We start from the raw sequence: 23,293 nt of genomic DNA, 5'->3' as shown, positions 1-23,293 counted from the left end.
CGCCGCCCTGAAGGACTACGGCATCGCCCCGCCCTCCGCGACGGGCCCGGTCCGCGTCCGTATGTCGGTCAAGTGCCCGCACTGCGGCTCGCTCGACACCCGCGAGGTGGCGCACTTCGGCTCTACCTCCTGCAAGGCGCTGTACGTCTGCAACGCCTGCAGCGAGCCGTTCGACCACTTCAAGGCGCTGTGAGGGCCGGCTGATGGCGCGGGCCCGTTTCCACTCGCTCGCGGTCGCCGAGGTGCGCCCGCTCACCGCCGCCAGCGTCGAGGTCACGTTCGCCGTGCCCGAGGACCTGCACGGCGAGTACGACTACCTGCCCGGCCAGCATGTCGCCCTGCGCGCGCACGTCGACGGCCGGGAGCTGCGCCGCAGCTACTCGCTCTGCCGTCCGCCGTCGCCCGGCCGGATCAGCGTCGCGATCAAGCGCGACCTGGGCGGCGCGTTCTCGACCTGGGCGACGAGCGAGCTGCGTCCCGGCGACACGATCGACGTCATGAGCCCCCAGGGCACGTTCACGGTGGATGCGGCGGCCGCGGCGCACAAGCACATCGTTGGCATCGCGGCCGGCTCCGGAATCACGCCGCTGATGGCCCTCGCGGGCAGCATCCTCGCCGGCTCCGACACATCCCGGTTCACGCTGGTCTACACGAACCGGACGGCGATCGACGTCATGTTCCTGGAGGAGCTCGCCGACCTGAAGGACCGCTACCCGTCTCGCCTGGCGCTCCACCACGTGCTGTCGCGCGAGCAGCGGTCGGCGCCGCTGCTGTCGGGCCGGATCGACGAGGACCGGCTGCGCAGGATGCTCGACGCGCTGCTCCCTCCCGACACGGTCGACGAGTGGTTCCTCTGCGGGCCGTTCGAGCTGGTGCAGCTGTGCCGGGACGTGCTGGAGAGCTACGGGGTGCCGCGGGAGCGCATCCACTTCGAGCTGTTCACGACGGGCGAGCCGGGCGAGGTCCGCGGCGACAGCGGGCGTCCGGTGGTCGTGCACGAGGGCGAGCGGACGGCCGACATCGAGTTCACACTCGACGGCTTGAGCTCGACGGTCACCACGCCGATCGACGCCAACGAGTCCGTGCTGAACGCCGCGCTGCGCGTGCGCCCGGACGTGCCGTTCGCCTGCACCGGCGGCGTCTGCGGCACCTGCCGGGCGCGGCTGATCTCGGGCGACGTGCGGATGACGGAGAACTACGCCCTGGAGCCGGAGGAGCTCGAGCGCGGCTACGTGCTCACCTGCCAGTCGCATCCCCTCACCGACCGCGTCGTCGTCGACTACGACGTCTGAACCGAGGAGCCCCGTGATCGAACTCGACATCGCCGACGGCGTCGCCCGGGTGACCTTGAACGCCCCGGAGCGGCTGAACGCGCTCGGCCCCGACGACCTGCGCGCGCTCGACGCCGCCTACGCCGAGGCGGAGGCCGCCGGCGTGCGCGCCCTTGTGCTGCGCGGCGAAGGGCGCGCCTTCTGCGCCGGACGCGACATCGCGGGCGTCGACCCGGCGACGGACGACGTCAGCGGCTACCTCGACGGACAAGTGACCCCGCTGCTGCGGCGCATCGCCGCCTTCCCCGCGCCCACGTTCGCCGCGGCTCACGGCGCCTGCCTCGGCGTCGGCCTCGGGCTGCTGGTCGCAACCGACATCGTCTACGTCGCCCAGGACGCGAAGGTGGGCTCGCCGTTCGCCGCGCTCGGCGCGGCCCTCGACTCCGGCGGGCACTGGCTGCTCGTGTCGCGCCTGGGCCCGCACCGCGCCATGGACCTGATCGTGAGCGGCCGCCTGATCTCGGGCGCCGAGGCCGTCGCGGGCGGGCTGTTCTCGCGCGCGCTCCCGGCCGCCGAACTACCGGACGCGGTGGATGCCGCGGCCGCGGCAGCCGCGGGCGGCGCGACCGAGGCGTTCCTGGCGAGCAAGCGCATCGTCGCCGGGCTGCGCGACGGACCCCTCGACTTCTGGGGTTCGATCGCCGCCGAGAACGCAGCGCAGGCGCAGCTGCGCGACACCACGGACTACCGCGAGGGCTTCCGCGCCTTCCAGGAGAAGCGCACCCCCCGCTTCACCGGCCGCTGAGCGGCGCGCGCCCGCGCGCTCCCGCCGCGTGCGCCGCTCCGTCGAGTCGTGACATCTTGCGGCAATTCGTCGCCGATTGGAGCATCTACTCACGGTTCGACGCAGGCGACGGACGCGCGGAGCGGTCAGGACACGCGGCTCGCGAGCAGGCGCTGCACCGCGGAGAGCGGGATCGGGATCCACGCGGGCCGGTGCCGCGCCTCGTACGCGATCTCGTACACCGCCTTGTCGAGTTCGAACGCGTCGAGCAGCAGGCGGAACTCCTCCACCTCGCCGCCCGCGACCGAGGCGTAGCCGTCGAGGTACGACTGCCGGGCGTCGCCCGCCCAGCCGGCGGCGTCGATCGGGGTGTCGCGGCGGGCCAGCGACCCGGCGACGTAGTCGAACGACCGCAGCATCCCCGCGACGTCGCGCATGGTCGCGTCCGGAAGCGCGCGCTCCGCGAGCGGACGCAGCGGTTCGCCCTCGAAGTCGATGAACTGCCAGCCGCGCTCCAGCGAGTACAGCACCTGCCCGAGGTGCAGGTCGCCGTGGATGCGCTGCAGCGTCGGCAGCGGAGCCGCCGCGGCATCCTCGTACACGGCCGCGATCCCGGCCCGCAGCTCCTCCACCTCCGGAACCTCGGTCGTGGTGACCGTCAGTCGCCGGAACATCCCGTCGAGCGCGCGTGCCACATCCTCGGTCGTCGCCCGCGTCGTCGGCAGCACCTGCGCCATCAGGCGATGCAGCTCGGCGGTTCCCCCGCCCAGCTGGTACGCCCGCTCGGTGAAGTCTTCGCCGCGCTCCGCCGCGCTGACCGCGAGCTCCCAGCCGTCTTCGGCGCCTGGGACGAAGTCCTGCATGAGCGCCAGTTCACCGGATGCCGTGCGGCCGTCCGCGGTGGGCCACCGGCCGGTCAGCCAGCCGAGGAGCGACGGGGTCCGCCGCGAGCCGCCGGCGGTGAGTGCGGCGAGCGTCGAGACATCAGGGTTCTCGCCGTCCTGGACGACCCGGAACACCTTGATGAGCGCCCGCCGGCCATCCGCGAGCTCGCCGACGATGGACGTGTTGGACTGCTCACCGGTGAGCCTCCGCGACGAGCGCAGGGCGATCCGCTCGCCGAGCGTGTGGCCCTGCGCGTGCGCGTCGCGACCCTCCGCCCGCTCCTCCCCCGTCATCAGCTGGACGAGCGCGGTGACGTACGCCTCCTCGGTGGGTCCGTCGTACAGGAACCGGCCTCCGGCCTCGCCGATCAGCGCCGCCTCGTCGCCGTCGCGCTCGGTGCGGGCGACGACGGGCACCTGGTACACCCGCGGCGTCCGCGGGGCGTCGTCGGCGAAGAAGTGGGTGACGATGCGGACGTCGCCGGCCGCGGGTTCGGCGTCGAACGAGGCGAGCAGGCGCAGGCGCGGCTCGACGTTCTTGGTCGAGTACCAGCGCTGGCGCCGCATCCACGATCCGACCAGCTCGGTGAGTTCGGTCATGCCTGAACCGTACGCCCGGACCGGCGTTTTCGCGCGGGGCGGTCAGGCGATCGGGAGGAACGGGCGACGGTCGCGCTTCCGCGCGGCTCAGCGGGTTCCGAGCACCACGCCGCGCGCCGCCATGAACGGCTGCGGGTCGATCTGCAGCCCGTTGACGTGCACCTCGAAGTGCAGGTGGCAGCCTGTGGAGAGACCGGTCGAGCCGACCTGCGCGATCGGCTGGCCAGCCGCGACGTGCTCGCCCACGGTGACCCCGATCCCGCCGTCGCGGATGTGGCCGTACGCCGTCTCGACCCCGCCGCCGTGGTCGATCAGGATGTAGTTGCCGTACCCGCTGAACGGCCCCGCCCGCTCGACGGTGCCGGCCGCCGCGGCGTAGATGGTGGTGCCGCAGGAGGCGCCGATGTCGTCACCGGGGTGGAACAGCGCCGTGCCGAGGGGACGCGACGGCCGGGGCCCGAACACGTCGGTCAGGCCGCCGTGCACCGGCAGCGCCCAGCCGCTCGCGACGAGGGCCGGGTCGGAGGTGAGCACCTGCCAGTCGGAGCCGGCCTGGAGGACGGTGGGCGCCGCGGCGAGCGCCGCGGATGCCGCATCCACCTGGGACTGCGCCTCGGCGACCGCCTGCTGCGGCGAGTCGACGTCGACCGCGGCGACGGCGTCCGCGGCGCCCTGCGCCTGCTGCGTCAGCTTCTGCGCGGCCTTCTTGGCGCTGGCTGCGGCGCGGATGGCCGCATCCCGGTCGGCGGACAGCTTCGCCAGCCGGTCGGCGGCGCCGAGCTTGGTCAGCAGGTCGCCCCGACCGTGCAGCGCGGCGCTGAGCGGGTCCTGGGTGAGCAGGTGCGTGCCGGAGGAGCGGATCAGCGCCGTGGCGAACGCGGCCGCCGACTTCGCCTGCTTGGCCGCCGCGTCGGCCCGCTTCTGCACGGCGTCCGCGACCGCCTGCGCCTGGTCGTGCTCCCGTTGCGCGCTCTCGGACTGCTCGGTCGCGTCGGCGAGCTGCTGCTGCGCCGCGGCGAGGTCGCTGGCGAGCTGCGCCGTCTGCGCGAGCTCCACCGGGTCGACGCTGTCGAACTGCGGCAGGTCGGGGGCCTCGAGCTGGATGTCGTCGGTCGGCGGAGGGGCGGGGGCCGGGTCCGGGGCGGGCGCGGGAGTCGGGGCGGGCGTCGGCGTGCCGGTGGGGTCGGGGGTCGGAGTGGGAGTCGGCGTGGGCGTTTCCGTCGGGTCCGGCGTCGGCGTCGGCGTGGGAGTCGGCGTGCCGCTCGGGTCGGGCGTGGGGGTGGGCGTGCCGGTCGCATCCTGACCGTCGCCCGGGTCGCTCCCCTGGTCCGTGCCTTCGCCCGTCCCGGGGTCCGGCGTGGGCGCCGCGGTCTCCGTCGGCGCGGGGACGCATCCCGCCCCGCATTCGTCGGCGGCCGCCGCCTGCGGGACCGCCAGGATGCCGCCCGCCACGAGCGCGAGAACCGCGCATGCGTGAAGGAGGCGCGGCCCCCGGAACCGCGTCGCCGTTCCGTGCCGTTCGAACGTTCGCCGCATGAGTGGGAACGGGCCGGCGGCACGTGCCGCAAGCCCGTAGTGAGATGTTCTCACTCCCTCCGGGCGGGGACAAGCCACCCGAACAGGGTGTGATGCGGCTCACAGCATCGGCACGTTACGGTGGGGGGTTGTGACCGACAGTACTGCCACCGCGCGCCCGCGCCGCTCCGCGCGACGTACGTCCAGCTGGAAGACCCTGCTGCGGGATGTGGTGGTCATCTTCGTCGTCGCCGTGCTGGTGTCGTTCCTGATCAAGACGTTCGTCGCCCGCTCCTTCTACATCCCCTCAGGATCGATGGAGAACACCCTCCAGATCAACGACCGGATCATCGTCAACGAGCTGCAGCCGAAGGTGTTCGGCCTGCAGCGCGGCGACGTCGTCGTGTTCAAGGATCCGGGCGGCTGGCTCCCGCCCGCGCCGCCGCAGACCGGCAACGCGGTGCAGCAGGGCATCGGTGCTGTCCTCGATTTCGTCGGCCTCGGCGCGTCCGACTCCGACCAGCATCTGGTGAAGCGGCTCATCGGCCTTCCCGGCGACCACGTGAGCTGCTGCAACGCACTTGGACAGATGAGCGTCAACGGCGTCCCCCTGAAGGAGCCGTACGTGCTCCTCCCCGCCGGCGTGCAGGCCGTCTCGGAAAAGTCGTTCGACGTCACCGTCCCGAAGGACACCGTCTGGGTCATGGGCGACAACCGCTACAACTCGGCCGACTCGCGGTACCACATGGACGACCCGGGCAAGGGCTTCGTGCCCCTGTCGGATGTCGTGGGCAAGGCGTTCGTAATCAGCTGGCCCGTGAGTCACTGGTCGTGGCTCGACGACTACCCGGACACGTTCCGCGGCGTCGAGCGCGAAGACCAGTAACCAGGCCGGTTACGCTCAGTTCTCCGAGCGGCCGAGCCGCCAGTACCCCATGAACGCGACGCGCGACCGGTCGATCCCGTGGTCGCGCACGAGCATCCGGCGCAGCGTCTTGACCGCGGCCGATTCGCCCGCGATCCACGCGTAGAACCCGGCGTGCGTGGCGTCGGCCTCGTCGAGCGGGCTCTCCCAGAGGATGTCGCGGTCGACATCCACATCGTCCAGGCTCTGCGCCCGGCCGGCGGCGGCCGCAGCGACGACCCGGGGATGCTCGGCCAGCCAGCGCTGCACGGCCGGCACCAGAGCGGCGCCGGTCACGGCGGAGCCGCGCGGCAGCCACGTCGCCTCGACGTGCGGCGGGAGGCGCAGCGAGAGTGCGTCCTCCGCCGACGGCACCTCGATGAACGCCCGGGCGCGACGACCCGCGGGGAGGGTTTCGAGGATGGACGCGATGGCAGGCGCCGCCGTCTCGTCCCCTGCGAGCAGGAGCTCGCGGGCGGACCCCGGACGCCAGTCGATGCCGACGCCGCGATGCGGGCTGCGCGCATCCGGGCCGATCACCACCAGCTCGTCGTTGGGTCGCGCGCCGAGCAGCCACCGGGCGGCCGGTCCGCCGTCGCCGTGCACGACGAAGTCGATGTCGAGGCAGCATGCGTCGGTGTCGATGGCACGGACCGTGTAGGTGCGGAACGGATTGCGCCGATGCTCGGGGAGTCCGCGCCAGCGCTCGTACCAGTCGCCCGCGAAGTGCGCCTCCTCGTCGTCCACGCCGAGGTCGGCGAAGCTGCCGTCCGCCAGCGGGAAGAGGAGCTTGATCCGCTGGTCCAGGCATTCGGTGCCGAAGTGCTCGAAGTCGCCGCACTCGAAGCGGACCCGCGTGAAGTGCGGGCTCAGCCGGCTGATCGCTGCGACCCGGGCACGGTACGGCCGGTACGCCGGGCGTGGACGCTCGGTGCGGGTCGGGGCGAGGATGGTCACGGTGTCTCCGGTGGACGGGCGGCGGAGCGGAACTAAGGTAAGGCTACACTAACCAGCTCGCCGCTCCCCTGGTGATCCCCTGAGTGGCCTGTGATCCCCTGAGAGGAGAGCGCCCGACTCTGCCGGATCCCGGCTCCCCGGGCCAGAATGTCGATCGACGGTCCACCCGTTCGACGCCCCGGTGAAGCATTCGCTCTCGAGAGGACACAACGATGAAGTACATGATGTTCGTGATCACCGACAGCTCGCCCGACACCGAGCGGGACGAGTCGGACGTCGACGGCTGGGTGGACGAGCTGGACGCGAGCGGCAAGCGTGTGATCGGCGAGGTGCTGCAGGCGCCCGCCGAGTCGCGCGTGGTCCGCGTGCGCGACGGCAAGCGGTACGTCACCGACGGCCCGTTCGCGGAGACCAAGGAGTGGATCTGCGGGTTCGACATCCTTGACGTCGCCGACCTGGACGAGGCGATCGAGATCGCCTCCCGGCACCCGATGGCCCGCAACGGCCAGCTGGAGCTGCGTCCGTTCATGGAGTGGGACGAGGTCGCCGGGGCGTGAGCGAGCGGCCGGTCGTCGTCACGTCCGCGGGCGCGGTCCGCGGGCGTGACGACGGCCGCGTCAGCACGTGGCGCGGCATCCGCTACGCCGAGCCGCCGACCGGACGGATGCGCTGGCGCGCCCCCGTGCCCGCGCGACCGTGGGATGGCGTCGCCGATGCCGTGCGCTTCGGCCCGGCCGCTCCCCAGCGCCCGAATCCGTCGGTCCCGCTCGCGCCGGGTGAACCGGGCGGCGCCCGGCTGGACGAGGACTGCCTGTTCCTCAACGTGGTCCGTCCGAGCGCCGATCCGCCGCCAGGGCGGCCGCGCCCGGTCATGGTGTGGCTGCACGGCGGCGCCTACGCCCTGGGCTCCTCCAGCCAGCTGGTCTACCACGGGGACGAGCTGGTGACCTCCGGCGACGTCGTGGTCGTGACGCTCAACTACCGCCTGGGAGCGCTGGGGTTCCTCGACCTCGGCGCCGCGGGCGTCCCCGGCGCCGAGAGCAACGTGGCCCTGCGCGACGTACTGCTGGCGCTGCGCTGGGTCCGTGACAACATCGCGGCGTTCGGCGGCGACCCCGCTCGGGTCACCGTGTTCGGGCAGAGCGCCGGCGCTGGTCTCGTCACCGCCCTGCTCGCCTCGCCGCTCGCGCACGGCCTCTTCCACCGCGCCATCGCGCAGAGCCCGCCCGCCGGCTCCATGTACGGTCCGGAGCGCTCGGAGGTCGTCGCGCGAGCGTTCCTCGAGCGGCTGGGCGTCCGTCCGGACGACGCGGACGCCCTGGAGCACGTGCCCGTCGAGCGGATCGTGGATGCGGGGGCCGCGGTCTACGCGGACATCCCGCGCGAGCATCCCGGCATGCTCGCCTTCGCGCCCGTGGTCGGCGACGACGTGCTGCCGGAGGCGCCACTCCGGGTCCTCAGCGAGGGCCGCGGGATGCGCGTCCCGCTCGTGATCGGCACGAACCGCGACGAGGCGACGCTGTTCCGGCTGATGCGTTCGCCGCTGCTCCCGATCCGGCGCGCGGCCCTTCAGCGCATGTTCCAGGCCATGCAGGAGGAACAGCGCGCCGATGGACCGGATGCGGCGCGGCTCCCACCGCCCGACCGCGTGCTCGCCGCGTACCGTCGGGCGCCGCTCTCCCGGAACGTCCGCATCGCCACCGACATCGCCTTCCGGATGCCCGCCGTGTGGGCCGCGGCCGGCCACGCGGAGGTGGCCCCGACGTTCCTCTATCGCTTCGACTTCGCGCCGCCGCTGCTGCGGCTGAGCGGCATCGGCGCCGCGCACGCCACGGACCTCCCGTACGTCTGGGGAGAGTTCGGCGGCCTCCCCCGCGATCCGTCGTTCTGGCTCGGCGGACGCCGCAGCGCCGACGAGGTCTCCCGGCGGATGCGGGCCCGGTGGGCCTCCTTCGCGCACGGCGGCGCCCCGGGCGAGGGATGGCCGCCCTACGACGCGGAGCAGCGCGCCACCCTGCTCATCGATTCCGAAGAGCGCGTGGTCCCCGATCTGGACGGAGCCCTGCGCGCGGGCTGGGGCGAGCAGATCCTGTCCTTCCGCTGAACGCTCCCCCTAGACTGACCGGTATGGTGCTGCTGCCGCTGATCGTGTTCGCACTGTTCGTGTTCGCGCTGGTCGACATCATCCTGCGCCGCGACGACCAGGTGAAGCACCTGCCGAAGCTCGCCTGGGTGTTCATCGTGATCCTGCTCCCGCTGGTGGGCGGCATCCTCTGGTTCGCGGTCGGCCGCGAGTACGAAAGCGCCCCTGCGCCCCGCCGCACGCTGCGCATGCCGTCGGTGGACGAGCGGCACCGAACCGACCCGGCCCTCCGGCCCGACAGCACGGAGGCGCAGCTCGCCGCCCTGGAGCGCGAGATCGAGGCCGCCGACCGCGATCAGCGCATCCGGCGCCTCGAAGAGGAGCTGCGCCGCCGCGACGACGCGGGCGAACCGGCCTGACGGGTCGCCGCTGCGGCGCTATCCCTCCGGCGTGTGCTGCGTCACGAAGCGGATCGCGTCGTGCGCCATCCCCGGCGTGATCTCGTGGCCGGCCGCCGGGTAGACGTGCTCCTCCAGCGTCGAGTGCCCGGGCAGGAACTCGCGCATCCGGATGATGTCGTGCGTGCTGATCACGTCGTCGCGGGCGCCGTGCCCCCAGAACACCGGCGGACGGCTGGAGGCGAGCTCCGCATCCCCGCGCTCCTCGTCGTCCGTCGTGAAGCCGCCCAGCGTCACCACGAACGAGAGCCGCCCGGGTGCGCGCCGCAGCATCTGAAGCGCCGTCGCGCCGCCCTGCGACCACCCGACCGCCGCCACGGGCGCGTCCCCGAACCGCTCGTCGACCCAGGCCAGCAGCCGGTCCGCCGCCGGCGCGACGTTGCTCGAGAGCGCCCCGCGTTCTCCGTCGTCGGCGACGTGGAACCACTCGAACCGGTCTCCCAGCGGCAGCGGCGCCTGCAGCAGCTCGGTCCGCCACGGCGCGGGCGTGCGCTCCGCGATCCAGGCGAGATCCTCCCGGATGCCGTAGCGGCCGTGCAGGAACAGCAGGACGGGGGCGGTGGACGAGGTCGGCATCCCTCCATTCATCCCCCGCCGGCCGCCCGCGTCCACCCCGACGCGGTGGGACGCTGCTGACAGTAGCCTCCACGTCGCGTCACGCGCGCCCGAGGTCCCTCGTCATCGTGTGTGGAACCGCTTCGCGGAACAGCCGAGATGGGGAGACGACCATGCCGAAACGTACTGCACCACGCATCGAGCCCTCGCCGGGGCGGCGTCAGGAGAGCCCGCACACACGGACCGATTCATGGCTGCGCCTCAGGCTCGCCGTCGCCGACGAGTACGTGAGCAAGCTCCCGGAGCTGCTCGCCGTCGACGAGTTCGCCCGCCTCACGGGCCTCACGATCGCGCTGGTGCGTCATGCCACGACGACGGGCGAGCTCGTGGTCTCGCTCCGGGACGGCCGCCGCGGGATCGCGCCGGAGGACAATCTCCCGTTCCTGATCCGCGAGCGGCTTTTGCGGCTGCCGCGCCCCGGCCGGGGCACGTCCACGCGCCGCGCCCGATCCCTCCCGATCAGCCCCGCCGCCTACGAACGCATCTGGGACGAGGCGATCAACAACCGGATCGCGCCGGAGGCCGCACTCGACCGCCTGCTGCGCGTCCCCTCGAGCGCGCAGCAGGCGGATGCCGGCACCACGGCCAGCCGGTACTGCTGAGGCCGCACCGTCCGGAGGCGCCGATCAGGCGACGGCAGCGACCTCGACCGTCCGCACCGTCTTGTCCCATCCGGTCTTCTTCTGGAAGATCCGGATGAGCGCGCCCCAGGCGCAGATGTAGGAGAGGTAGTTCATCACCACGAACGAGTGGCCCATGAGGTAGGCGCGCCAGAACCCGACCTCGCTGTCGCGCCGCAGGTAGACCACCGAGGTGAAGAGCGCGGGCGCGAAGGTGAGCAGGTACCACGCGAGCACCCCGAGGATCAGGGAGAGCGGCCCGCTCACGAAAGCGAACGACGAGTCCATGCGCGAGATGAACATGAACAGGGTCCAGTGGGAGAGGAGGGACCACGGCAGGTCGAACAGCCACGGAACGATCAGGTAGCCGGACAGCTCCAGCACCTTGGGCGCGCTGAGCTTGGGGTTCGACCAGATGCCGGGCAGGCGCTTCGCGGCCATCATGTGCCCCTGGTACCACCGGCGGCGCTGCACGATGAGCCGCTTCAGGCTCTCGACGGCCTGCTGGTCCACCGACGCGTACGGCGTCGTCGTGAGCTCCCAACCGTTGTTCGACAGGCTGATCGCGAGGTCCAGGTCCTCGGTCAGTGAGGACGACCAGGGAAGCGCGTCGAGGCCTTCGAGCGCGGACATCCGCGTGAACTGACCGTTGCCGCCGAGCGACACCGTCCCGGTCTTCCGGCGCCCGAACTGGGTGACGGCCGACATCGACCAGAACTGGAAGTCCTGGAACCGGGTCAGGAAGTTGCGACCGCGGTTCCGGATGCGGACGGCCAGCTGCACGCCTCCGACCGTCTCGTCCTCGAACAGCGGCAGGACGTGGCTGAAGGCACCGTCCGACAGACGGCCGTCGGCGTCCATCACCAGGACGATGACGCGAGCCGGGTCCTGCCCGCGCTCCTCCACCAGCTCGCGGACCAGACGGTAGGCGTCGTTGAGCGCCTCGCCCTTGCCCTGCCGGGCGTGGGGCAGTTTACGGCGCAGCACGATGGTCGAGTCGCCGCCTTCGCGGCGAGCGATCTCGGAGGTCGCGTCGTCCGAGGCGTCGTCGATCACGATGGTGGTGACCCGGCGGCCTCCCCGGAGCGCCGCCACGGTCGGGCCGATGACGGCCTCCTCGTTGAGGCAGGGGATCATCACGTAGACGTCGAACGTCTCCGGGTCGTCGATGAACGGGTCGAGGTACGTGGTGTCGCCCTGCGCGCCGAGCTTGGCGCCCAGCTTCCGGTTCTCGTGGAGCCCGGCGAGCATCGACACCAGGAAGTAGGCGAGCGACAGGGAGACCACCACACCGGCGATCGAGTTGATGATGGCGATGGTCACGGGCGGCCTTTCGGTCGGAGACGGCGTTCTCTAGAAGAGACCCGTCATCCGGCGCTTTGCTGCCGGGCGTGACGCTGTGGAGCCGGCTGCGGGACTCGAACCCGCGACCGCTCGCTTACAAGGCGAGTGCTCTACCAACTGAGCTAAGCCGGCACGGCGGTCTCCCGCCCGCCCAACATCCTAGGGGGTCGGCGTCGGGGTCGGCGTCGCGGTCGACGTGTACTCGTCGCCCTGCGCCTGGAGGATGAACGCCTTGAAGTCGTCCGCGCTGGTGAGCGAGCCGGTGTACGGCTTGCCGTTGACCAGCACCAGGAGGGCGTTCGTCATCTTGTTGACGTCGGAGTTGGGGATGGGGCCGCTCAGGGCGCGGTCGCTCGCGGTCGTCACCCAGCTCTTGAAGCGGCCGTCGTCGATGCACGAGTCGATGTCGCCGGTGTGCGCAGCACCTGCCGCCTCGGCGCGCTTCTTCAGCACCTGGTCGCTCAGTCCCGGACCACCCTCGGCGGGCTGCTTGTCGAACAGGGAGGCGTTGAACTTCCAGAACGCGTTGGGGTCGTAGTTCGCGACGCAGGCCGCGGCGTTTGCCGCGCGGAGCGAGTACTTCGTGCCCGCCGAGTGGCTGGTGTAGATCGCCACCGGGTGCATCTCGACGGTGACCGCGCCGTTCTTCACCAGCGGCTCGAGCTGCTTGAGGTTGGTGCGCTGGAAGTCGCCGCACAGCTTGCAGAGGTAGTCCGCGTAGATGCGGATGTCGACCGTGCTGGCCTTCGGGTCCGGCGTGCTGGCGACGGGCTTCGCATCCGGGGCGAGCGCCATCGTGGTCTTCACCTTGAGGCCGGAACCGACGACCACGCCGTCGCTCGCCATGTTCTTCGGGCCGGGGACGGTCGGACGGATCGCGCTGACGATCACCACGGCGACGATCGCGAGAACCGCGAGCACCGCGACGGTGATGCCGCCGCCGAGGAGGGCGCGTCTGCGGCGCTCCTTCTTCTGGTGGGACGTGCGGAGCTGCCGTGCTTTCTCACGGGCGGCCGCGCGGACGTCGCCGGGGCGGCTGTCGTCGGGCTGGGTGTCAGGGCTCATGTCTTCCGGAAACTGCTCTCGGGTCGGACGGGCCGCGCGGGGGACGCGGTGGGGCGGGGCGCGCATCCGGCGCACACAACCGGGACAGCGTAAACCGGCAGTCTGGGAATCGACCAGACGGTGGCTGGACGCGCGTTCGGCGGATCAGCGGCGGCCGCGCGGGCGTCCGGCTGGGGGTCCGGTCGAGAGCATGTCCGCCGATGCCATATTATGGCCACGTGGCAGAGACGCCATCGGACGTCTACGCCACGTTCATCCATTCACAACGGATCGTCCGGCACGTACCTGCCGGTGAAGGAGACAAGAAGAAGATGGCGACAGTCACCTATGACAAGGCGACCCGGCTCTACCCGGGTTCCACCCGTCCCGCCGTGGACGCGCTCGACCTGGAGATCGCCGACGGCGAGTTCCTCGTCCTCGTCGGCCCCTCGGGCTGCGGCAAGTCCACCTCGCTCCGCATGCTCGCGGGCCTCGAAGAGGTCAACGACGGCAACATCTTCATCGGTGAGCGCAACGTCACCGATGTTCCGCCGAAGGACCGCGACATCGCGATGGTGTTCCAGAACTACGCGCTGTACCCCCACATGACCGTCGCCGAGAACATGGGCTTCGCGCTCAAGATCGCCGGTGTCGGCAAGGAGGAGCGCGCCCAGCGCGTCCTCGAGGCCGCCAAGCTGCTCGACCTCGAGCCGTACCTCGGCCGCAAGCCGAAGGCGCTCTCCGGTGGTCAGCGTCAGCGCGTCGCCATGGGCCGCGCGATCGTGCGGTCGCCCCAGGTGTTCCTCATGGACGAGCCGCTGTCGAACCTCGACGCCAAGCTCCGCGTGCAGACCCGCACGCAGATCGCCTCGCTGACCCGCCGCCTCGGCGTCACCACGGTCTACGTCACCCACGACCAGACCGAGGCGCTGACCATGGGCGACCGCATCGCGGTGCTCAAGGACGGCGTGCTGCAGCAGGTCGGCACCCCGCGCGACCTGTACGCGCAGCCGAACAACGTGTTCGTCGCCGGCTTCATCGGAAGCCCGGCCATGAACCTCTTCACCGCTGACGTCACCGACGGCGGCGTGAAGTTCGGTTCCGCGGTCGTCCCGGTCGAGCGCGACACCATCGCCAGCGCCGGTTCGGCGGTCACCATCGGTGTCCGTCCGGAGGACGTCGTCGTGTCCAACACCGAGGGCACCGGCCTCAAGGTCACGGTCGACCTCGTCGAGGAGCTCGGCGCCGACGGCTACCTGTACGGTCACTCCGAGGTCGAGGGCAAGCGCACCGACATCGTCGGTCGCGTCGATGGCCGTATCCACCCGAACGCGGGCGACACGGTCTACATCACGCCGAAGCCGGGCCACGTCCACGTCTTCCACGCGGAGACGGGCGAGCGCCTGGGCGGCGCGGTCGTCGACTAAAGTTCCAGGAGCGATTCCTCACTCTGCCGCAGTCCGGAGCCGGGCTGCGGCAGAGTGCTTTCCACGGGTGCGCGCATCCACTGAACCGACCGGAGGACCATCGTGGCCGGATCCGTCAACATCACCGCGGCGACCGTCGACCCCGCGCTGCTCGACCTTCCCTGGAACATCCCGCTGGAGGACTGGTCGAACCAGCACATCGCTCTGCTGCCCAAGGGCATCAGCCGCCACCTGGTGCGGTTCGCGAACCTGTCGGGCTACGTCATCGCCATCAAGGAGACGACGGCGGAGATGGCGCAGCGCGAGTACGACATGCTGCGCACGCTGCAGCGCCTCGACGTGCCGTGCGTCGACCCGGTCGCCGTCATCAAGAACCGCACCTCCGACGACGGCACCCCGCTGAACGCCGCGCTGGTGACCCGGCACCTCAAGTTCTCCCTCCCCTACCGCGCGCTGTTCTCGCAGACGCTCCGGCCCGACACCGCCACGCGCCTGGTGGACGCCCTCGCCGTGCTGCTGGTGCGCCTCCACATCGTCGGGTTCTTCTGGGGGGACGTGTCGCTGTCGAACACCCTGTTCCGACGGGATGCGGGCGCGTTCGCCGCGTACCTGGTGGATGCGGAGACCGGCCAGCTCTACGAGGGCGGCCTCTCGAACGGCCAGCGCGAGAACGACCTCGAGATCGCCCGCGTGAACATCGCCGGCGAGCTGATGGACCTGGAGGCCGGCGGTCGCGTCGACGAGGAGCTCGACCCGATCAGCCTCTCCGACGGCATCGTCGCCGCCTACCGGTCGCTCTGGAAGGAGCTGACGGGCAGCGAGTCGTTCTCGTCATCGGAGCGCTGGCGCATCAGCGAGCGCGTCGAGCGTCTCAACGAGCTCGGCTTCGACATCGAGGAGCTGGCCATCAAGACCTCGGAGGAGGGCACCAAGGTGCGCATCCAGCCGAAGGTCGTGGATGCGGGTCACCACCAGCGCCGCCTGCTGCGGCTGACGGGCCTGGACACCGGCGAGAACCAGGCGCGCCGCCTGCTCAACGACCTCGACTCCTACGCCGCCACGCTGGGCAAGGAGGGACTGGACGAGGAGGCGATGGCGCACGAGTGGCTCATGCGCGTGTTCGAGCCGGTCATCCGCTCCATCCCCGCCGACCTCAAGGGCAAGCTCGAGCCGGCCGAGGTGTTCCACCAGCTGCTGGAGCACCGCTGGTTCATGTCGCAGAAGGAGGGCCGGGATGTGCCGCTGGCCGAGGCCCTCACCTCGTACATCAACGACATCCTGCGTCACCGCCGCGACGAGGCGACCGTGATCGCGCCGCCGACGGAGACGATCAGCATCCCCGTGCTCGGCGACGGCACCGCGTCCGCCGACGAGGACGAGGACGACTGGCGCTCCAAGGTCTGAGGCGGGGCCGCGACTGCGGCGTCCCGGTACGACTGCGCCCGCTCACGCAGGCGCAGTCGTTCCGGACGGCAGCAGACGGCCGAGCAGCAGCGGTCAGGCGCGGGTGCGCGCCTCGGCCCGCAGCTTGGAGATCTCGTAGAGCGTGACGCTCGCGGCGATGCCGGCGTTGAGCGACTCGGTGGTCGCCGTGATCGGGATGGACACGACCGCGTCGCAGGTCTCCGTCACCAGGCGCGACAGGCCCTTGCCCTCGCTGCCCACGACGATGACGACCGGGCGGTCGGCGAACGACAGGCCCGGGAGGGACGTGTCGCCTCCCCCGTCGAGGCCGAGCACGAAGACGCCCGCCTTTTTGAAGTCCTTGAGGGTCTGCGTCAGGTTCGCGGCCATGGCGACCGGGGTGCGCGCCGCGGCGCCGGCGGAGGTCTTCCACGCGGCGGCCGTCATGCCGACCGAGCGGCGCTGCGGCACGATGACGCCCTGGCCACCGAAGGCCGCGGTCGAGCGGATGATCGCGCCGAGGTTGCGCGGGTCGGTGATGCCGTCGAGCGCGACGAACAGCGGGGTGTCGCCGGAGCGCAGCGTCCGGTCGAGCAGCTCCCCCGGGTGCGCGTACTCGTACGGCGGCACCTTGAGCGCGACGCCCTGGTGCACGGCGTCGCGGCCGGCGAGCCGGTCGAGCTCGGGACGCATGACCTCCAGGATCGGGATGGCGCGGCCGGTCGCGATGGAGAGGATCTCGCGCATCCGGTCGTCGAGCTCAGCGCGAGCCGCGACGTACAGCGTCGAGGCCGGGATGTCGGCCCGCAGCGCCTCGAGCACCGAGTTGCGGCCGGTCACGATCTCGCTCTCGTCCCCGCTCTTGGCGCGGCGCGAGGCGCCGGACGCGCCGCGCGGCGTCGCGTCCCGTCCGCCCCGCTGCGCGGCCTTCGCGGCGGCCCGCTCGCGCAGGGCCTTCGCCTTCGCGGCGGGGTGGTAGTCGCGGTCCTCCGCCTTGGGGGTCGGTCCGCGACCCTCGAGCGCCTTGCGGCCGTGGCCCCCGGTGCCGACCTGGGCGCCCTTCTTGCTCTTGCGCACCGCCCCGGCGCGGGGCTTTCCACCCGAGTTCTTCATGATCCGATGCTCCAATGCGACCCCGTCGGGGTGTCTTCGATGGTGATTCCCGCGGCGCTCAGCTCGTCGCGGATGCGATCGGCCGCCGCGAAGTCGCGGGCGGCCCTGGCGTCCTGGCGGTCCGCCAGCAGCCGGCCGACCAGCTCGCCCAGTGCGGACTCCGCCGCGGTCGAGCCGCCGGTGCGCCACTGCGGGGAGAGCGGGTTGATGCCCAGCACCTCCGTCATGGCGAGCGCGTGCCCGCGGGCGGTGGCGGCCGCCTCCAAGTCTTCCGCATCCAGCGCCGCGTTTCCTGTGCGGATGGTGTCGTGCAGCACCGCGAGCGCCTGCGGCACGGCGAGGTCGTCGTCCATCGCCTCCGCGAAGGCGTCGGGGACGACCTCCGCGCCGTGGCCGGCGAAGCGGGTGCCGGCGAGCCGCCGGTCCACCCGCTCGAAGAAGCCGGCGATCCGGTCGAGGGCGGCCTCCGCCTCGCTGAGCGAGCCGTCGGTGAAGTCGATCGTCGACCGGTAGTGCGCCGAACCGAGGTAGTAGCGGACCACCAGCGGGCGGGCGGCGCCGAGCAGATCCGCCGCGTAGACGGAGTTGCCGAGCGACTTGCTCATCTTCTGGCCGTTCACGTTCACCAGGCCGTTGTGCACCCAGTAGTTCGCGAACGCGTCGCCCGCGGCGGTCGACTGCGCGATCTCGTTCTCGTGGTGCGGGAAGCGCAGGTCGAGCCCGCCGCCGTGGATGTCGAACTGCGGCCCGAGGTACCGGCGCGACATGGCCGAGCACTCGATGTGCCACCCCGGGCGGCCGTCGCCCCACGGCGATGGGAACGCGGCCGACGCCGGCTCGTCGTCCTTGCGGCCCTTCCAGAGCGCGAAGTCGCGCGGGTCGCGCTTGGCGCGCGGGTCCGCGTCGGCCGCGGCCTCCATGTTGTCGATGCTCTGCCGGGTCAGCTCGCCGTACGACGGCCAGCTCTTCACGTCGAAGTAGACGTCGCCGGAGCCGTCCTGCGCGGCATACGCGTGACCGCGCTCGATGAGCCGCTGGATGATCTCCTGCATCTGCGGGATGCTCGCGGTCGCACGCGGCTCGTAGGTCGGCGGCTGGATGCCGAGGGCGCGGTAGGAGTCGGTGAACTCGAGCTCGAAGCGGTAGGCCAGCGCCCACCACTCCTCGCTACCCCCGGCGGCCTGGCCGGCCGCGGCGTTGACCAGGATCTTGTCGTCGATGTCGGTGACGTTGCGCACGAGGGTGACGTCGAGACCGCGGTACGTGAACCAGCGGCGCAGCTGGTCGTAGACCAGGGCCGAGCGGAGGTGCCCGATGTGCGGGGACGACTGGACGGTCGGGCCGCACACGTACATGCCGACCTCGCCGTCGCGCAGCGGGACGAAGTCGCGCAGGGCGCCCGCTTTCGTGTCGAAGAGTCGCAGAGTCACGCCCACCAGCCTAGAGGGCGCGGGGCCTACGAGGCCGCGCGCTTCTCCAGCTCCTCGTTCACCGGTGCGAAGGCGGCGCGGTCGAGCAACAGCTCGATCTGCACGATGCGCCCGTCGCGCACGGTCAGGAGCTCCACGCACCGCACGGCGCCGGCTGCGGTGTCGGTGACGAAGTCGTAGACGATGCACGCGCGCTCGCCGTTCGTGAACACTTCACGGATCTCGTTCCGGAGGATCACGGGCATCAGCCGGCGCAGTGCCGCCGTCCACCCCTCCTTGTCGAGCGTCGAACCGGCGAACTCCGCCACCAGGGCCACGTCGAAGAGGTCGTCGAGCGGGTCCTCGTCCCGCGCTCCCACCGCGTGGATGTACTGCCGCGCGACCGTCTCGGTGTCCGTGGATGCCATGTGGTGCCCCTTCCCGGCGCCGCCCGTGCGGCACTCCATCGGTCAGAGTAGGCCTGCTGCGGCGTCGGCCGCGACGCCGCTCCGTGCTCAGCCGAGCAGCAGCGCGGTGGCCTGGGCGGTGAGGCCCTCGCCCCGGCCGGTGAAACCGAGACCGTCGGTCGTCGTGGCGCCGACCGAGACCGGGGCTCCGAGGATGGCGGACAGCCGCTCCTCGGCCTCCACGCGGCGGCCTGCGAGCTTCGGCCGGTTGCCGATGACCTGGACGGCGACGTTGCCGATGCGGAAGCCGGCCTCCTCCACCCGTCTCCGGGCTTCGGTGAGGAAGACGTCGCCGTGCGCGCCCGAGAACCGCGGATCGCCGGTCCCGAAGACGCCGCCGATGTCGCCGAGCCCCGCGGCGGAGAGCAGCGCGTCGACGATGGCGTGAGCCACCGCATCCCCGTCGCTGTGCCCCGCGAGACCCGGTTCGCCCGGCCAGTGCAGGCCGGCGAGCCAGAGCTCGGCGGCCGGGTCGTAGGCGTGCGTGTCGCTGCCCGAACCGATCCGCGGCGACCGGGAGCCGGTGAGCAGCTCCTCGGCGCGGCGCAGGTCCCAGGGGGTGGTCACCTTGAAGGCGTGCGCATCGCCGGGGACCACATCCACCCGGAACCCCGCGGCGGCAACCAGACCGGCGTCGTCGGTCTCGTCGCTCTCCGCCAGCGCGTAGGCGGTCAGCAGCTGCTCGCGCGGAAAGCCCTGCGGGGTCTGCACCGCCGCGAGGGCGGACCGGTCGACGGTCTCGTGCACGATGCCGTCGGCGCCGATGCGCTTCACCGTGTCGCTGACGGGCAGCCCGGGGATGACGCCGTAGCCGCGCTCGACGACCGCATCCACCACGGCGTCGAACAGCGTGGCCGGCGCGAGCGCGCGGGCGGCGTCGTGCACGAGCACGACCTCGACGGAGGGGTCGACCACGGCGAGGCCCTCGGCGACCGAACGCTGGCGGGTCGCTCCCCCGGCGACGACCTGGACCGGCCGACCGGAGGCGCGCTCGGACAGTTCCGCCGCCTCGGCGAGCAGCTCGGCGGGTGCCACCACGATCGGGTCCGCCGCGCGACGCATACCGCGGACGGCATGCAGCGAGCGCTCGAGGAGGGTGGGGCCCTGGAGGGTCACGAACGCCTTCGGGCGCTCGGCGCCCAGCCGCGTGCCGGAACCGGCGGCGACGATCACGACCGCGACGCGCGGCCCGGTGTAGCTGTCCACCCGACCACCGTACCGGCACACGGCGACTGACGGCCCGGCGGAAACGACGAAGCCCCGCTGCTCGGTGCAGCGGGGCTTCGGACGATGGGCGGTGCAGCCGCCTCAGGAGGCCAGGACCTCGTCGAGCAGGCTCGAGGCCTTCTCGTCGTCGGTCTTCTCGGCCAGAGCCAGCTCGGAGATGAGGATCTGGCGCGCCTTGGCGAGCATGCGCTTCTCGCCGGCGGAGAGGCCGCGGTCCTGATCGCGGCGCCACAGGTCGCGGACGACCTCGGACACCTTGATGACGTCGCCGGAGGCGAGCTTCTCAAGGTTGGCCTTGTAGCGGCGGGACCAGTTGGTCGGCTCCTCGGTGAAGGGGGCTCGCAGCACCTCGAACACGCGGTCGAGGCCCTCCTTGCCGATGACGTCGCGCACTCCGACGAGGTCGACATTATCGGCGGGGACCTCGATGGTCAGGTCGCCCTGAGTCACATTGAGCTTGAGGTACAGCTTCTCTTCACCCTTGATGATTCTCTTCTTGACTTCGGTGATCGTTGCGGCACCGTGGTGCGGATAGACGACGGTCTCGCCAACCTCGAAAAGCATAGATTTGTTGTCCCTTCAGCAATGAATAGGATACCACATGAGGCACGTGCTAAGGTTCGCCCCCGCGCCTCCTGCGGGCCCGGAGGGCCCCTGCCGATGGGATAGAGTCGAAGCGAGAATTCCACCGGGAGGGTCATCCGTGAAAGCACGAGTCGCGACGTCCGTCGCCCTCGCCCTGGCCGTCGCGTTCGGTACCGCTGGATGCGGTCTCGTCGCCCCGCAGGCCACCACCAAGCACTACGACGCGAGCGACGGCGTGAGCGGATCGGTCGGCACGATCGACGTCCGCAACGCGATCATCGTCACCGACGCGAAGGACGGCACGGTGGGCAACCTCGTGGTCACGCTGGTGAACACCGGCGACAAGAGCCACCGCCTCGCCATCAGCGCCGGCGACAGCAGCTCCTCCGCCGCCCACGTCACGGTCGCACCCGGCCAGGTGAAGCAGCTCGGCGAGGACCCGGAGAACGGAGGCACGAGCAACGTGCTCATCCCGGAGTTCACCACCAAGCCCGGCGCGCTCTACTCCGTCTACTTCCAGTACGGCGACGAGACCGGCGTCAACCTCACGGTCCCGGTGCTCGACGGCCAGCTGCCCGAGTACAAGAGCCTGGTGCCGCCGACCATCCTGCCGGCCGCGCGGTAGGCCCTACGGCGCAACGACGAAGCCGCCCGGCGCATCGCACCGGGCGGCTTCTTCGCGTCTTCGGACCGGCGTCGCCGGCGCCGGCGACCGTCAGGCGTTGAAGCGGTACCCCAGCCCGCGCACGGTGACGAGCATCCGGGGCTCCGAGGGGCTCTCCTCGATGCGCGAGCGGATGCGCTTGATGTGCACGTCGAGCGTCTTGGTGTCGCCGAAGTAGTCGCTCCCCCACACCCGGTCGATGAGCTGGCCGCGGGTGAGCACGCGGCCGGCGTTGCGGAGCAGCAGCTCCAGCAGCTCGAATTCCTTCAGCGGCATGGAGATCTCGGTGCCGTTGACGGCGACGGTGTGGCGGTCCACATCCATCCGCACGGTGCCCGCCTCCAGCACGCCGTCATCCTGCAGCTCCTCCTCCTCGACGCGGCGGCGCAGCACGGCCCGGATGCGGGCGAGCAGCTCGCGCGACGAGTAGGGCTTGGTGACGTAGTCGTCCGCCCCGAGCTCGAGCCCGACCACGATGTCCACCTCGGAGTCCTTGGCGGTCAGCATGATGATCGGGACGTTCGAGCGGGTCCGGATCTCACGGCACACCTCGGTGCCCGGGATGCCCGGCAGCATCAGGTCGAGCAGGATGAGGTCGGCGCCGGAGCGGTCGAACGCCGCGAGCGCGCTCGGACCGTCCTCCGCGACCTCGACCTCGTAGCCCTCGCGCTTCAGCAGGTACGCGAGCGGCTCGCTGAGCGCGGCCTCATCCTCGACGAGCAAGATGGATGTCACTGGGTGTCTCCTATCGGGGGTCGGACGGTGGAGGCTTCCGGGAGCCGGATCGTGAAGGTGGAGCCGCGTCCCGGCTGCGACCAGACGCGCACCTCGCCGCCGTGGTTCTGCACGGCGTGCTTGACGATCGCGAGACCGAGACCGGTGCCGCCCGTGTTGCGTGACCGCGCCTGGTCGACGCGGAAGAAGCGCTCGAAGACGCGGTCCAGGTCCTCTTCGGGGATGCCCTCGCCCTGATCCGTGACGGCGATCTCGACGACGCCGCCGGTATTGCGGACGCCGATTCCGATGCGGGAGTCGTCGGGCGAGTACTGGATGGCGTTGGAGATGAGGTTGTGGACGGCCGTGACCAGGAGGCCCTCGTTACCGATCACCTGCGCCTGCTTGTCACCGCGCATCGCCAGCTCGATGTTGCGCGTCTCCGCGGCCACCCGGTTCTGGTCGATCGCCGCTTTGACGACCTTGCTGGCCGAGAGCTGGTGGGCGTCGCCCAGCGCATCCGTCGCCTGCAGCCGGCTCAGCTCGATGATGTCCTGGGTGATCCGGGCGAGGCGCTGGGCCTCCTCCGAGAGCCGCAGGGCAAACCGGCGCACCTGGTCGGGATCGTCGGAGGCGTCGTCCAGGGCCTCGGCGAGGAGGCCGACCGCGCCGATCGGCGTCTTCAGCTCGTGGCTGATGTTGGCCACGAAGTCGCGGCGGACCGCCTCCAGCCGGAACGACTCGGTACGATCCTCGGCGAGCAGCAGGATGTAGCGGGACCCGAGGCGCGCCACCCGCACGCTGAGATGGATGCCGGCGTCGCCGAACGGGCCGCGCGACAGCTCGCACTCCTCGGTGATCGACTCGCCGGTGCGCCGGACGCGGTCCACGAGCTCGACGAGGTGCGGGTGGACCAGGAGGCCGTTCCAGACCAGGCCGATCGCGTGTGCGCCCGGGGACGCCTTGATGACGTTGTTCGAGGGGTCCAGGACCACGCCCGCCGATTCGAGCGCGTCGAGCACCTGGTCGACCCCGTCCGGCACCGCCGGATTGACGACCGCGGCCGCGTGGTGACCGCGGCGGGCGGCGATGTGCAGGACCCACACGAAACCGGCGCCGACGGCGAGCCCCAGGCCCAGCGACAGCAGCACCAACCAGGTGGAGTCCATGGCTCTCAGCGTAGGTGATACCGATGCGACCGCAT

24 protein-coding genes and 1 tRNA gene are annotated in these 23,293 nt (G+C 71.5%); 11 read left to right on the top strand and 14 right to left on the bottom strand.

Features of this window, described 5'->3' with window-relative positions; all coding sequences use genetic code 11:
- The 3 genes from ACTJI1_RS03495 to ACTJI1_RS03485 all read left to right on the top strand — a co-directional run.
- Positions 1-193: PaaD-like zinc ribbon domain-containing protein (locus tag ACTJI1_RS03495; RefSeq protein WP_440741551.1), on the top strand; the 193-nt coding region annotated here is incomplete at its 5' end.
- Between the two features lie 10 nt (positions 194-203).
- Complete coding sequence (gene paaE, locus ACTJI1_RS03490; protein ID WP_440741550.1) at positions 204-1,292, top strand: 1,2-phenylacetyl-CoA epoxidase subunit PaaE; 1,089 nt, start codon at positions 204-206, stop codon at positions 1,290-1,292.
- Between the two features lie 13 nt (positions 1,293-1,305).
- The gene (locus ACTJI1_RS03485) at positions 1,306-2,076 is read left to right on the top strand and encodes an enoyl-CoA hydratase/isomerase family protein (protein WP_440741549.1); all 771 of its coding nucleotides are present in this window, start codon (positions 1,306-1,308) and stop codon (positions 2,074-2,076) included.
- A 125-nt stretch (positions 2,077-2,201) separates the two neighbouring features.
- On the opposite strand, the gene ACTJI1_RS03480 is transcribed toward ACTJI1_RS03485, so the two are convergent.
- Both ACTJI1_RS03480 and ACTJI1_RS03475 read right to left on the bottom strand, forming a co-directional pair.
- Positions 2,202-3,539 carry a maltokinase N-terminal cap-like domain-containing protein gene (locus ACTJI1_RS03480; RefSeq protein ID WP_310130649.1) on the bottom strand — a complete coding sequence of 446 codons (1,338 nt, stop codon included), beginning with the start codon at positions 3,537-3,539 and terminating at the stop codon, positions 2,202-2,204.
- Between the two features lie 87 nt (positions 3,540-3,626).
- Entirely contained in the window at positions 3,627-4,991 is a 1,365-nt protein-coding gene (locus ACTJI1_RS03475) for a M23 family metallopeptidase (RefSeq protein ID WP_440741548.1), read from the bottom strand.
- A gap of 214 nt (positions 4,992-5,205) precedes the next feature.
- Here ACTJI1_RS03475 and lepB point away from each other — a divergent pair, with 214 nt between their 5' ends.
- Complete coding sequence (gene lepB / locus ACTJI1_RS03470) at positions 5,206-5,940, top strand: signal peptidase I (protein WP_310130654.1); 735 nt, start codon at positions 5,206-5,208, stop codon at positions 5,938-5,940.
- A gap of 15 nt (positions 5,941-5,955) precedes the next feature.
- On the opposite strand, the gene ACTJI1_RS03465 is transcribed toward lepB, so the two are convergent.
- Positions 5,956-6,915, bottom strand: coding sequence for a siderophore-interacting protein (locus tag ACTJI1_RS03465; RefSeq protein WP_440741547.1), 960 nt, complete (start codon positions 6,913-6,915; stop codon positions 5,956-5,958).
- Positions 6,916-7,127: 212 nt separating this feature from the next.
- Here ACTJI1_RS03465 and ACTJI1_RS03460 point away from each other — a divergent pair, with 212 nt between their 5' ends.
- Genes ACTJI1_RS03460 through ACTJI1_RS03450 form a run of 3 tightly spaced genes read left to right on the top strand, consistent with a single transcriptional unit; the run spans position 7,128 to position 9,417 of the window.
- Positions 7,128-7,472: a YciI family protein gene (locus ACTJI1_RS03460; RefSeq protein WP_440741546.1), complete on the top strand. Its 345-nt coding sequence runs from the start codon at positions 7,128-7,130 to the stop codon at positions 7,470-7,472.
- The gene (locus ACTJI1_RS03455) at positions 7,469-9,019 is read left to right on the top strand and encodes a carboxylesterase/lipase family protein (RefSeq protein WP_440741545.1); all 1,551 of its coding nucleotides are present in this window, start codon (positions 7,469-7,471) and stop codon (positions 9,017-9,019) included. Before ACTJI1_RS03460 ends, ACTJI1_RS03455 begins: the two co-directional genes overlap by 4 nt.
- Before the next feature lie 23 nt (positions 9,020-9,042).
- On the top strand, positions 9,043-9,417 hold the full coding sequence (locus ACTJI1_RS03450; protein ID WP_440741544.1) for a PLD nuclease N-terminal domain-containing protein: 375 nt from the start codon (positions 9,043-9,045) through the stop codon (positions 9,415-9,417).
- 18 nt (positions 9,418-9,435) lie between these two features.
- Here ACTJI1_RS03450 and ACTJI1_RS03445 read toward each other — a convergent pair whose 3' ends face one another.
- The gene (locus ACTJI1_RS03445) at positions 9,436-10,032 is read right to left on the bottom strand and encodes an alpha/beta hydrolase (protein ID WP_440741543.1); all 597 of its coding nucleotides are present in this window, start codon (positions 10,030-10,032) and stop codon (positions 9,436-9,438) included.
- A gap of 152 nt (positions 10,033-10,184) precedes the next feature.
- Between ACTJI1_RS03445 and ACTJI1_RS03440 the strand changes: the two genes are divergently transcribed.
- Positions 10,185-10,673 carry a hypothetical protein gene (locus ACTJI1_RS03440; RefSeq protein WP_440741542.1) on the top strand — a complete coding sequence of 163 codons (489 nt, stop codon included), beginning with the start codon at positions 10,185-10,187 and terminating at the stop codon, positions 10,671-10,673.
- A 24-nt stretch (positions 10,674-10,697) separates the two neighbouring features.
- On the opposite strand, the gene ACTJI1_RS03435 is transcribed toward ACTJI1_RS03440, so the two are convergent.
- The 3 genes from ACTJI1_RS03435 to ACTJI1_RS03425 all read right to left on the bottom strand — a co-directional run bounded on the left by ACTJI1_RS03435 (position 10,698) and on the right by ACTJI1_RS03425 (position 13,100).
- On the bottom strand, positions 10,698-12,014 hold the full coding sequence (locus ACTJI1_RS03435) for a glycosyltransferase (protein ID WP_440741541.1): 1,317 nt from the start codon (positions 12,012-12,014) through the stop codon (positions 10,698-10,700).
- Positions 12,015-12,091: 77 nt separating this feature from the next.
- Positions 12,092-12,167 (bottom strand) — tRNA-Thr (locus ACTJI1_RS03430).
- Between the two features lie 27 nt (positions 12,168-12,194).
- Positions 12,195-13,100 carry a DsbA family protein gene (locus tag ACTJI1_RS03425; protein ID WP_310130672.1) on the bottom strand — a complete coding sequence of 302 codons (906 nt, stop codon included), beginning with the start codon at positions 13,098-13,100 and terminating at the stop codon, positions 12,195-12,197.
- 311 nt (positions 13,101-13,411) lie between these two features.
- Here ACTJI1_RS03425 and ACTJI1_RS03420 point away from each other — a divergent pair, with 311 nt between their 5' ends.
- Positions 13,412-14,506, top strand: coding sequence for an ABC transporter ATP-binding protein (locus ACTJI1_RS03420; RefSeq protein ID WP_310134974.1), 1,095 nt, complete (start codon positions 13,412-13,414; stop codon positions 14,504-14,506).
- A 102-nt stretch (positions 14,507-14,608) separates the two neighbouring features.
- Positions 14,609-15,910, top strand: coding sequence for a DUF4032 domain-containing protein (locus tag ACTJI1_RS03415; protein ID WP_310130674.1), 1,302 nt, complete (start codon positions 14,609-14,611; stop codon positions 15,908-15,910).
- A 93-nt stretch (positions 15,911-16,003) separates the two neighbouring features.
- Here the strand turns inward: ACTJI1_RS03415 and rlmB are convergent, their stop codons facing one another.
- From rlmB to ACTJI1_RS03390, 5 genes are all read right to left on the bottom strand, one after another.
- The gene (gene rlmB, locus ACTJI1_RS03410) at positions 16,004-17,023 is read right to left on the bottom strand and encodes a 23S rRNA (guanosine(2251)-2'-O)-methyltransferase RlmB (RefSeq protein ID WP_310130676.1); all 1,020 of its coding nucleotides are present in this window, start codon (positions 17,021-17,023) and stop codon (positions 16,004-16,006) included.
- Positions 17,020-18,453 (bottom strand): cysteine--tRNA ligase, encoded by a 1,434-nt coding sequence (gene cysS / locus ACTJI1_RS03405; RefSeq protein WP_440741540.1) that lies wholly within the window; start codon positions 18,451-18,453, stop codon positions 17,020-17,022. Before cysS ends, rlmB begins: the two co-directional genes overlap by 4 nt.
- A 26-nt stretch (positions 18,454-18,479) precedes the next feature.
- Positions 18,480-18,860, bottom strand: a complete 381-nt coding sequence (locus tag ACTJI1_RS03400) for a nuclear transport factor 2 family protein (RefSeq protein ID WP_310130681.1) — start codon at positions 18,858-18,860, stop codon at positions 18,480-18,482.
- An 87-nt stretch (positions 18,861-18,947) separates the two neighbouring features.
- The gene (gene ispD, locus ACTJI1_RS03395; RefSeq protein ID WP_440741539.1) at positions 18,948-20,105 is read right to left on the bottom strand and encodes a 2-C-methyl-D-erythritol 4-phosphate cytidylyltransferase; all 1,158 of its coding nucleotides are present in this window, start codon (positions 20,103-20,105) and stop codon (positions 18,948-18,950) included.
- Positions 20,106-20,207: 102 nt separating this feature from the next.
- Positions 20,208-20,690: a CarD family transcriptional regulator gene (locus ACTJI1_RS03390; RefSeq protein ID WP_301211919.1), complete on the bottom strand. Its 483-nt coding sequence runs from the start codon at positions 20,688-20,690 to the stop codon at positions 20,208-20,210.
- Between the two features lie 139 nt (positions 20,691-20,829).
- Between ACTJI1_RS03390 and ACTJI1_RS03385 the strand changes: the two genes are divergently transcribed.
- Complete coding sequence (locus ACTJI1_RS03385; protein ID WP_440741538.1) at positions 20,830-21,336, top strand: hypothetical protein; 507 nt, start codon at positions 20,830-20,832, stop codon at positions 21,334-21,336.
- A gap of 90 nt (positions 21,337-21,426) precedes the next feature.
- On the opposite strand, the gene ACTJI1_RS03380 is transcribed toward ACTJI1_RS03385, so the two are convergent.
- Together ACTJI1_RS03380 and ACTJI1_RS03375 are read right to left on the bottom strand one after the other, a co-directional pair.
- Positions 21,427-22,110 (bottom strand): response regulator, encoded by a 684-nt coding sequence (locus tag ACTJI1_RS03380; protein ID WP_440741537.1) that lies wholly within the window; start codon positions 22,108-22,110, stop codon positions 21,427-21,429.
- Positions 22,107-23,258 carry a sensor histidine kinase gene (locus ACTJI1_RS03375; protein ID WP_310130690.1) on the bottom strand — a complete coding sequence of 384 codons (1,152 nt, stop codon included), beginning with the start codon at positions 23,256-23,258 and terminating at the stop codon, positions 22,107-22,109. Before ACTJI1_RS03375 ends, ACTJI1_RS03380 begins: the two co-directional genes overlap by 4 nt.
- Positions 23,259-23,293 lie beyond the last annotated feature (35 nt).

It is taken from the genome of Leifsonia sp. 22587 (assembly GCF_052044215.1).
In the GTDB taxonomy this organism is placed as follows: domain Bacteria; phylum Actinomycetota; class Actinomycetes; order Actinomycetales; family Microbacteriaceae; genus Leifsonia; species Leifsonia shinshuensis_C.
This window is presented reverse-complemented; position numbering and strand designations above follow the sequence as displayed.

Bases quoted from the DNA above. Each gene is read 5' to 3' on its own strand.
- paaE (WP_440741550.1), top strand. From the start codon at position 204: ATGGCGCGGGCCCGTTTCCACTCGCTCGCGGTCGCCGAGGTGCGCCCG.
- ACTJI1_RS03480 (WP_310130649.1), bottom strand. From the start codon at position 3,539: ATGACCGAACTCACCGAGCTGGTCGGATCGTGGATGCGGCGCCAGCGC.
- ACTJI1_RS03460 (WP_440741546.1), top strand. From the start codon at position 7,128: ATGAAGTACATGATGTTCGTGATCACCGACAGCTCGCCCGACACCGAG.
- ACTJI1_RS03450 (WP_440741544.1), top strand. From the start codon at position 9,043: ATGGTGCTGCTGCCGCTGATCGTGTTCGCACTGTTCGTGTTCGCGCTG.
- ACTJI1_RS03445 (WP_440741543.1), bottom strand. From the start codon at position 10,032: ATGCCGACCTCGTCCACCGCCCCCGTCCTGCTGTTCCTGCACGGCCGC.
- ACTJI1_RS03440 (WP_440741542.1), top strand. From the start codon at position 10,185: ATGCCGAAACGTACTGCACCACGCATCGAGCCCTCGCCGGGGCGGCGT.
- ACTJI1_RS03425 (WP_310130672.1), bottom strand. From the start codon at position 13,100: ATGAGCCCTGACACCCAGCCCGACGACAGCCGCCCCGGCGACGTCCGC.
- ACTJI1_RS03420 (WP_310134974.1), top strand. From the start codon at position 13,412: ATGGCGACAGTCACCTATGACAAGGCGACCCGGCTCTACCCGGGTTCC.
- rlmB (WP_310130676.1), bottom strand. From the start codon at position 17,023: ATGAAGAACTCGGGTGGAAAGCCCCGCGCCGGGGCGGTGCGCAAGAGC.
- ACTJI1_RS03400 (WP_310130681.1), bottom strand. From the start codon at position 18,860: ATGGCATCCACGGACACCGAGACGGTCGCGCGGCAGTACATCCACGCG.
- ACTJI1_RS03390 (WP_301211919.1), bottom strand. From the start codon at position 20,690: ATGCTTTTCGAGGTTGGCGAGACCGTCGTCTATCCGCACCACGGTGCC.
- ACTJI1_RS03375 (WP_310130690.1), bottom strand. From the start codon at position 23,258: ATGGACTCCACCTGGTTGGTGCTGCTGTCGCTGGGCCTGGGGCTCGCC.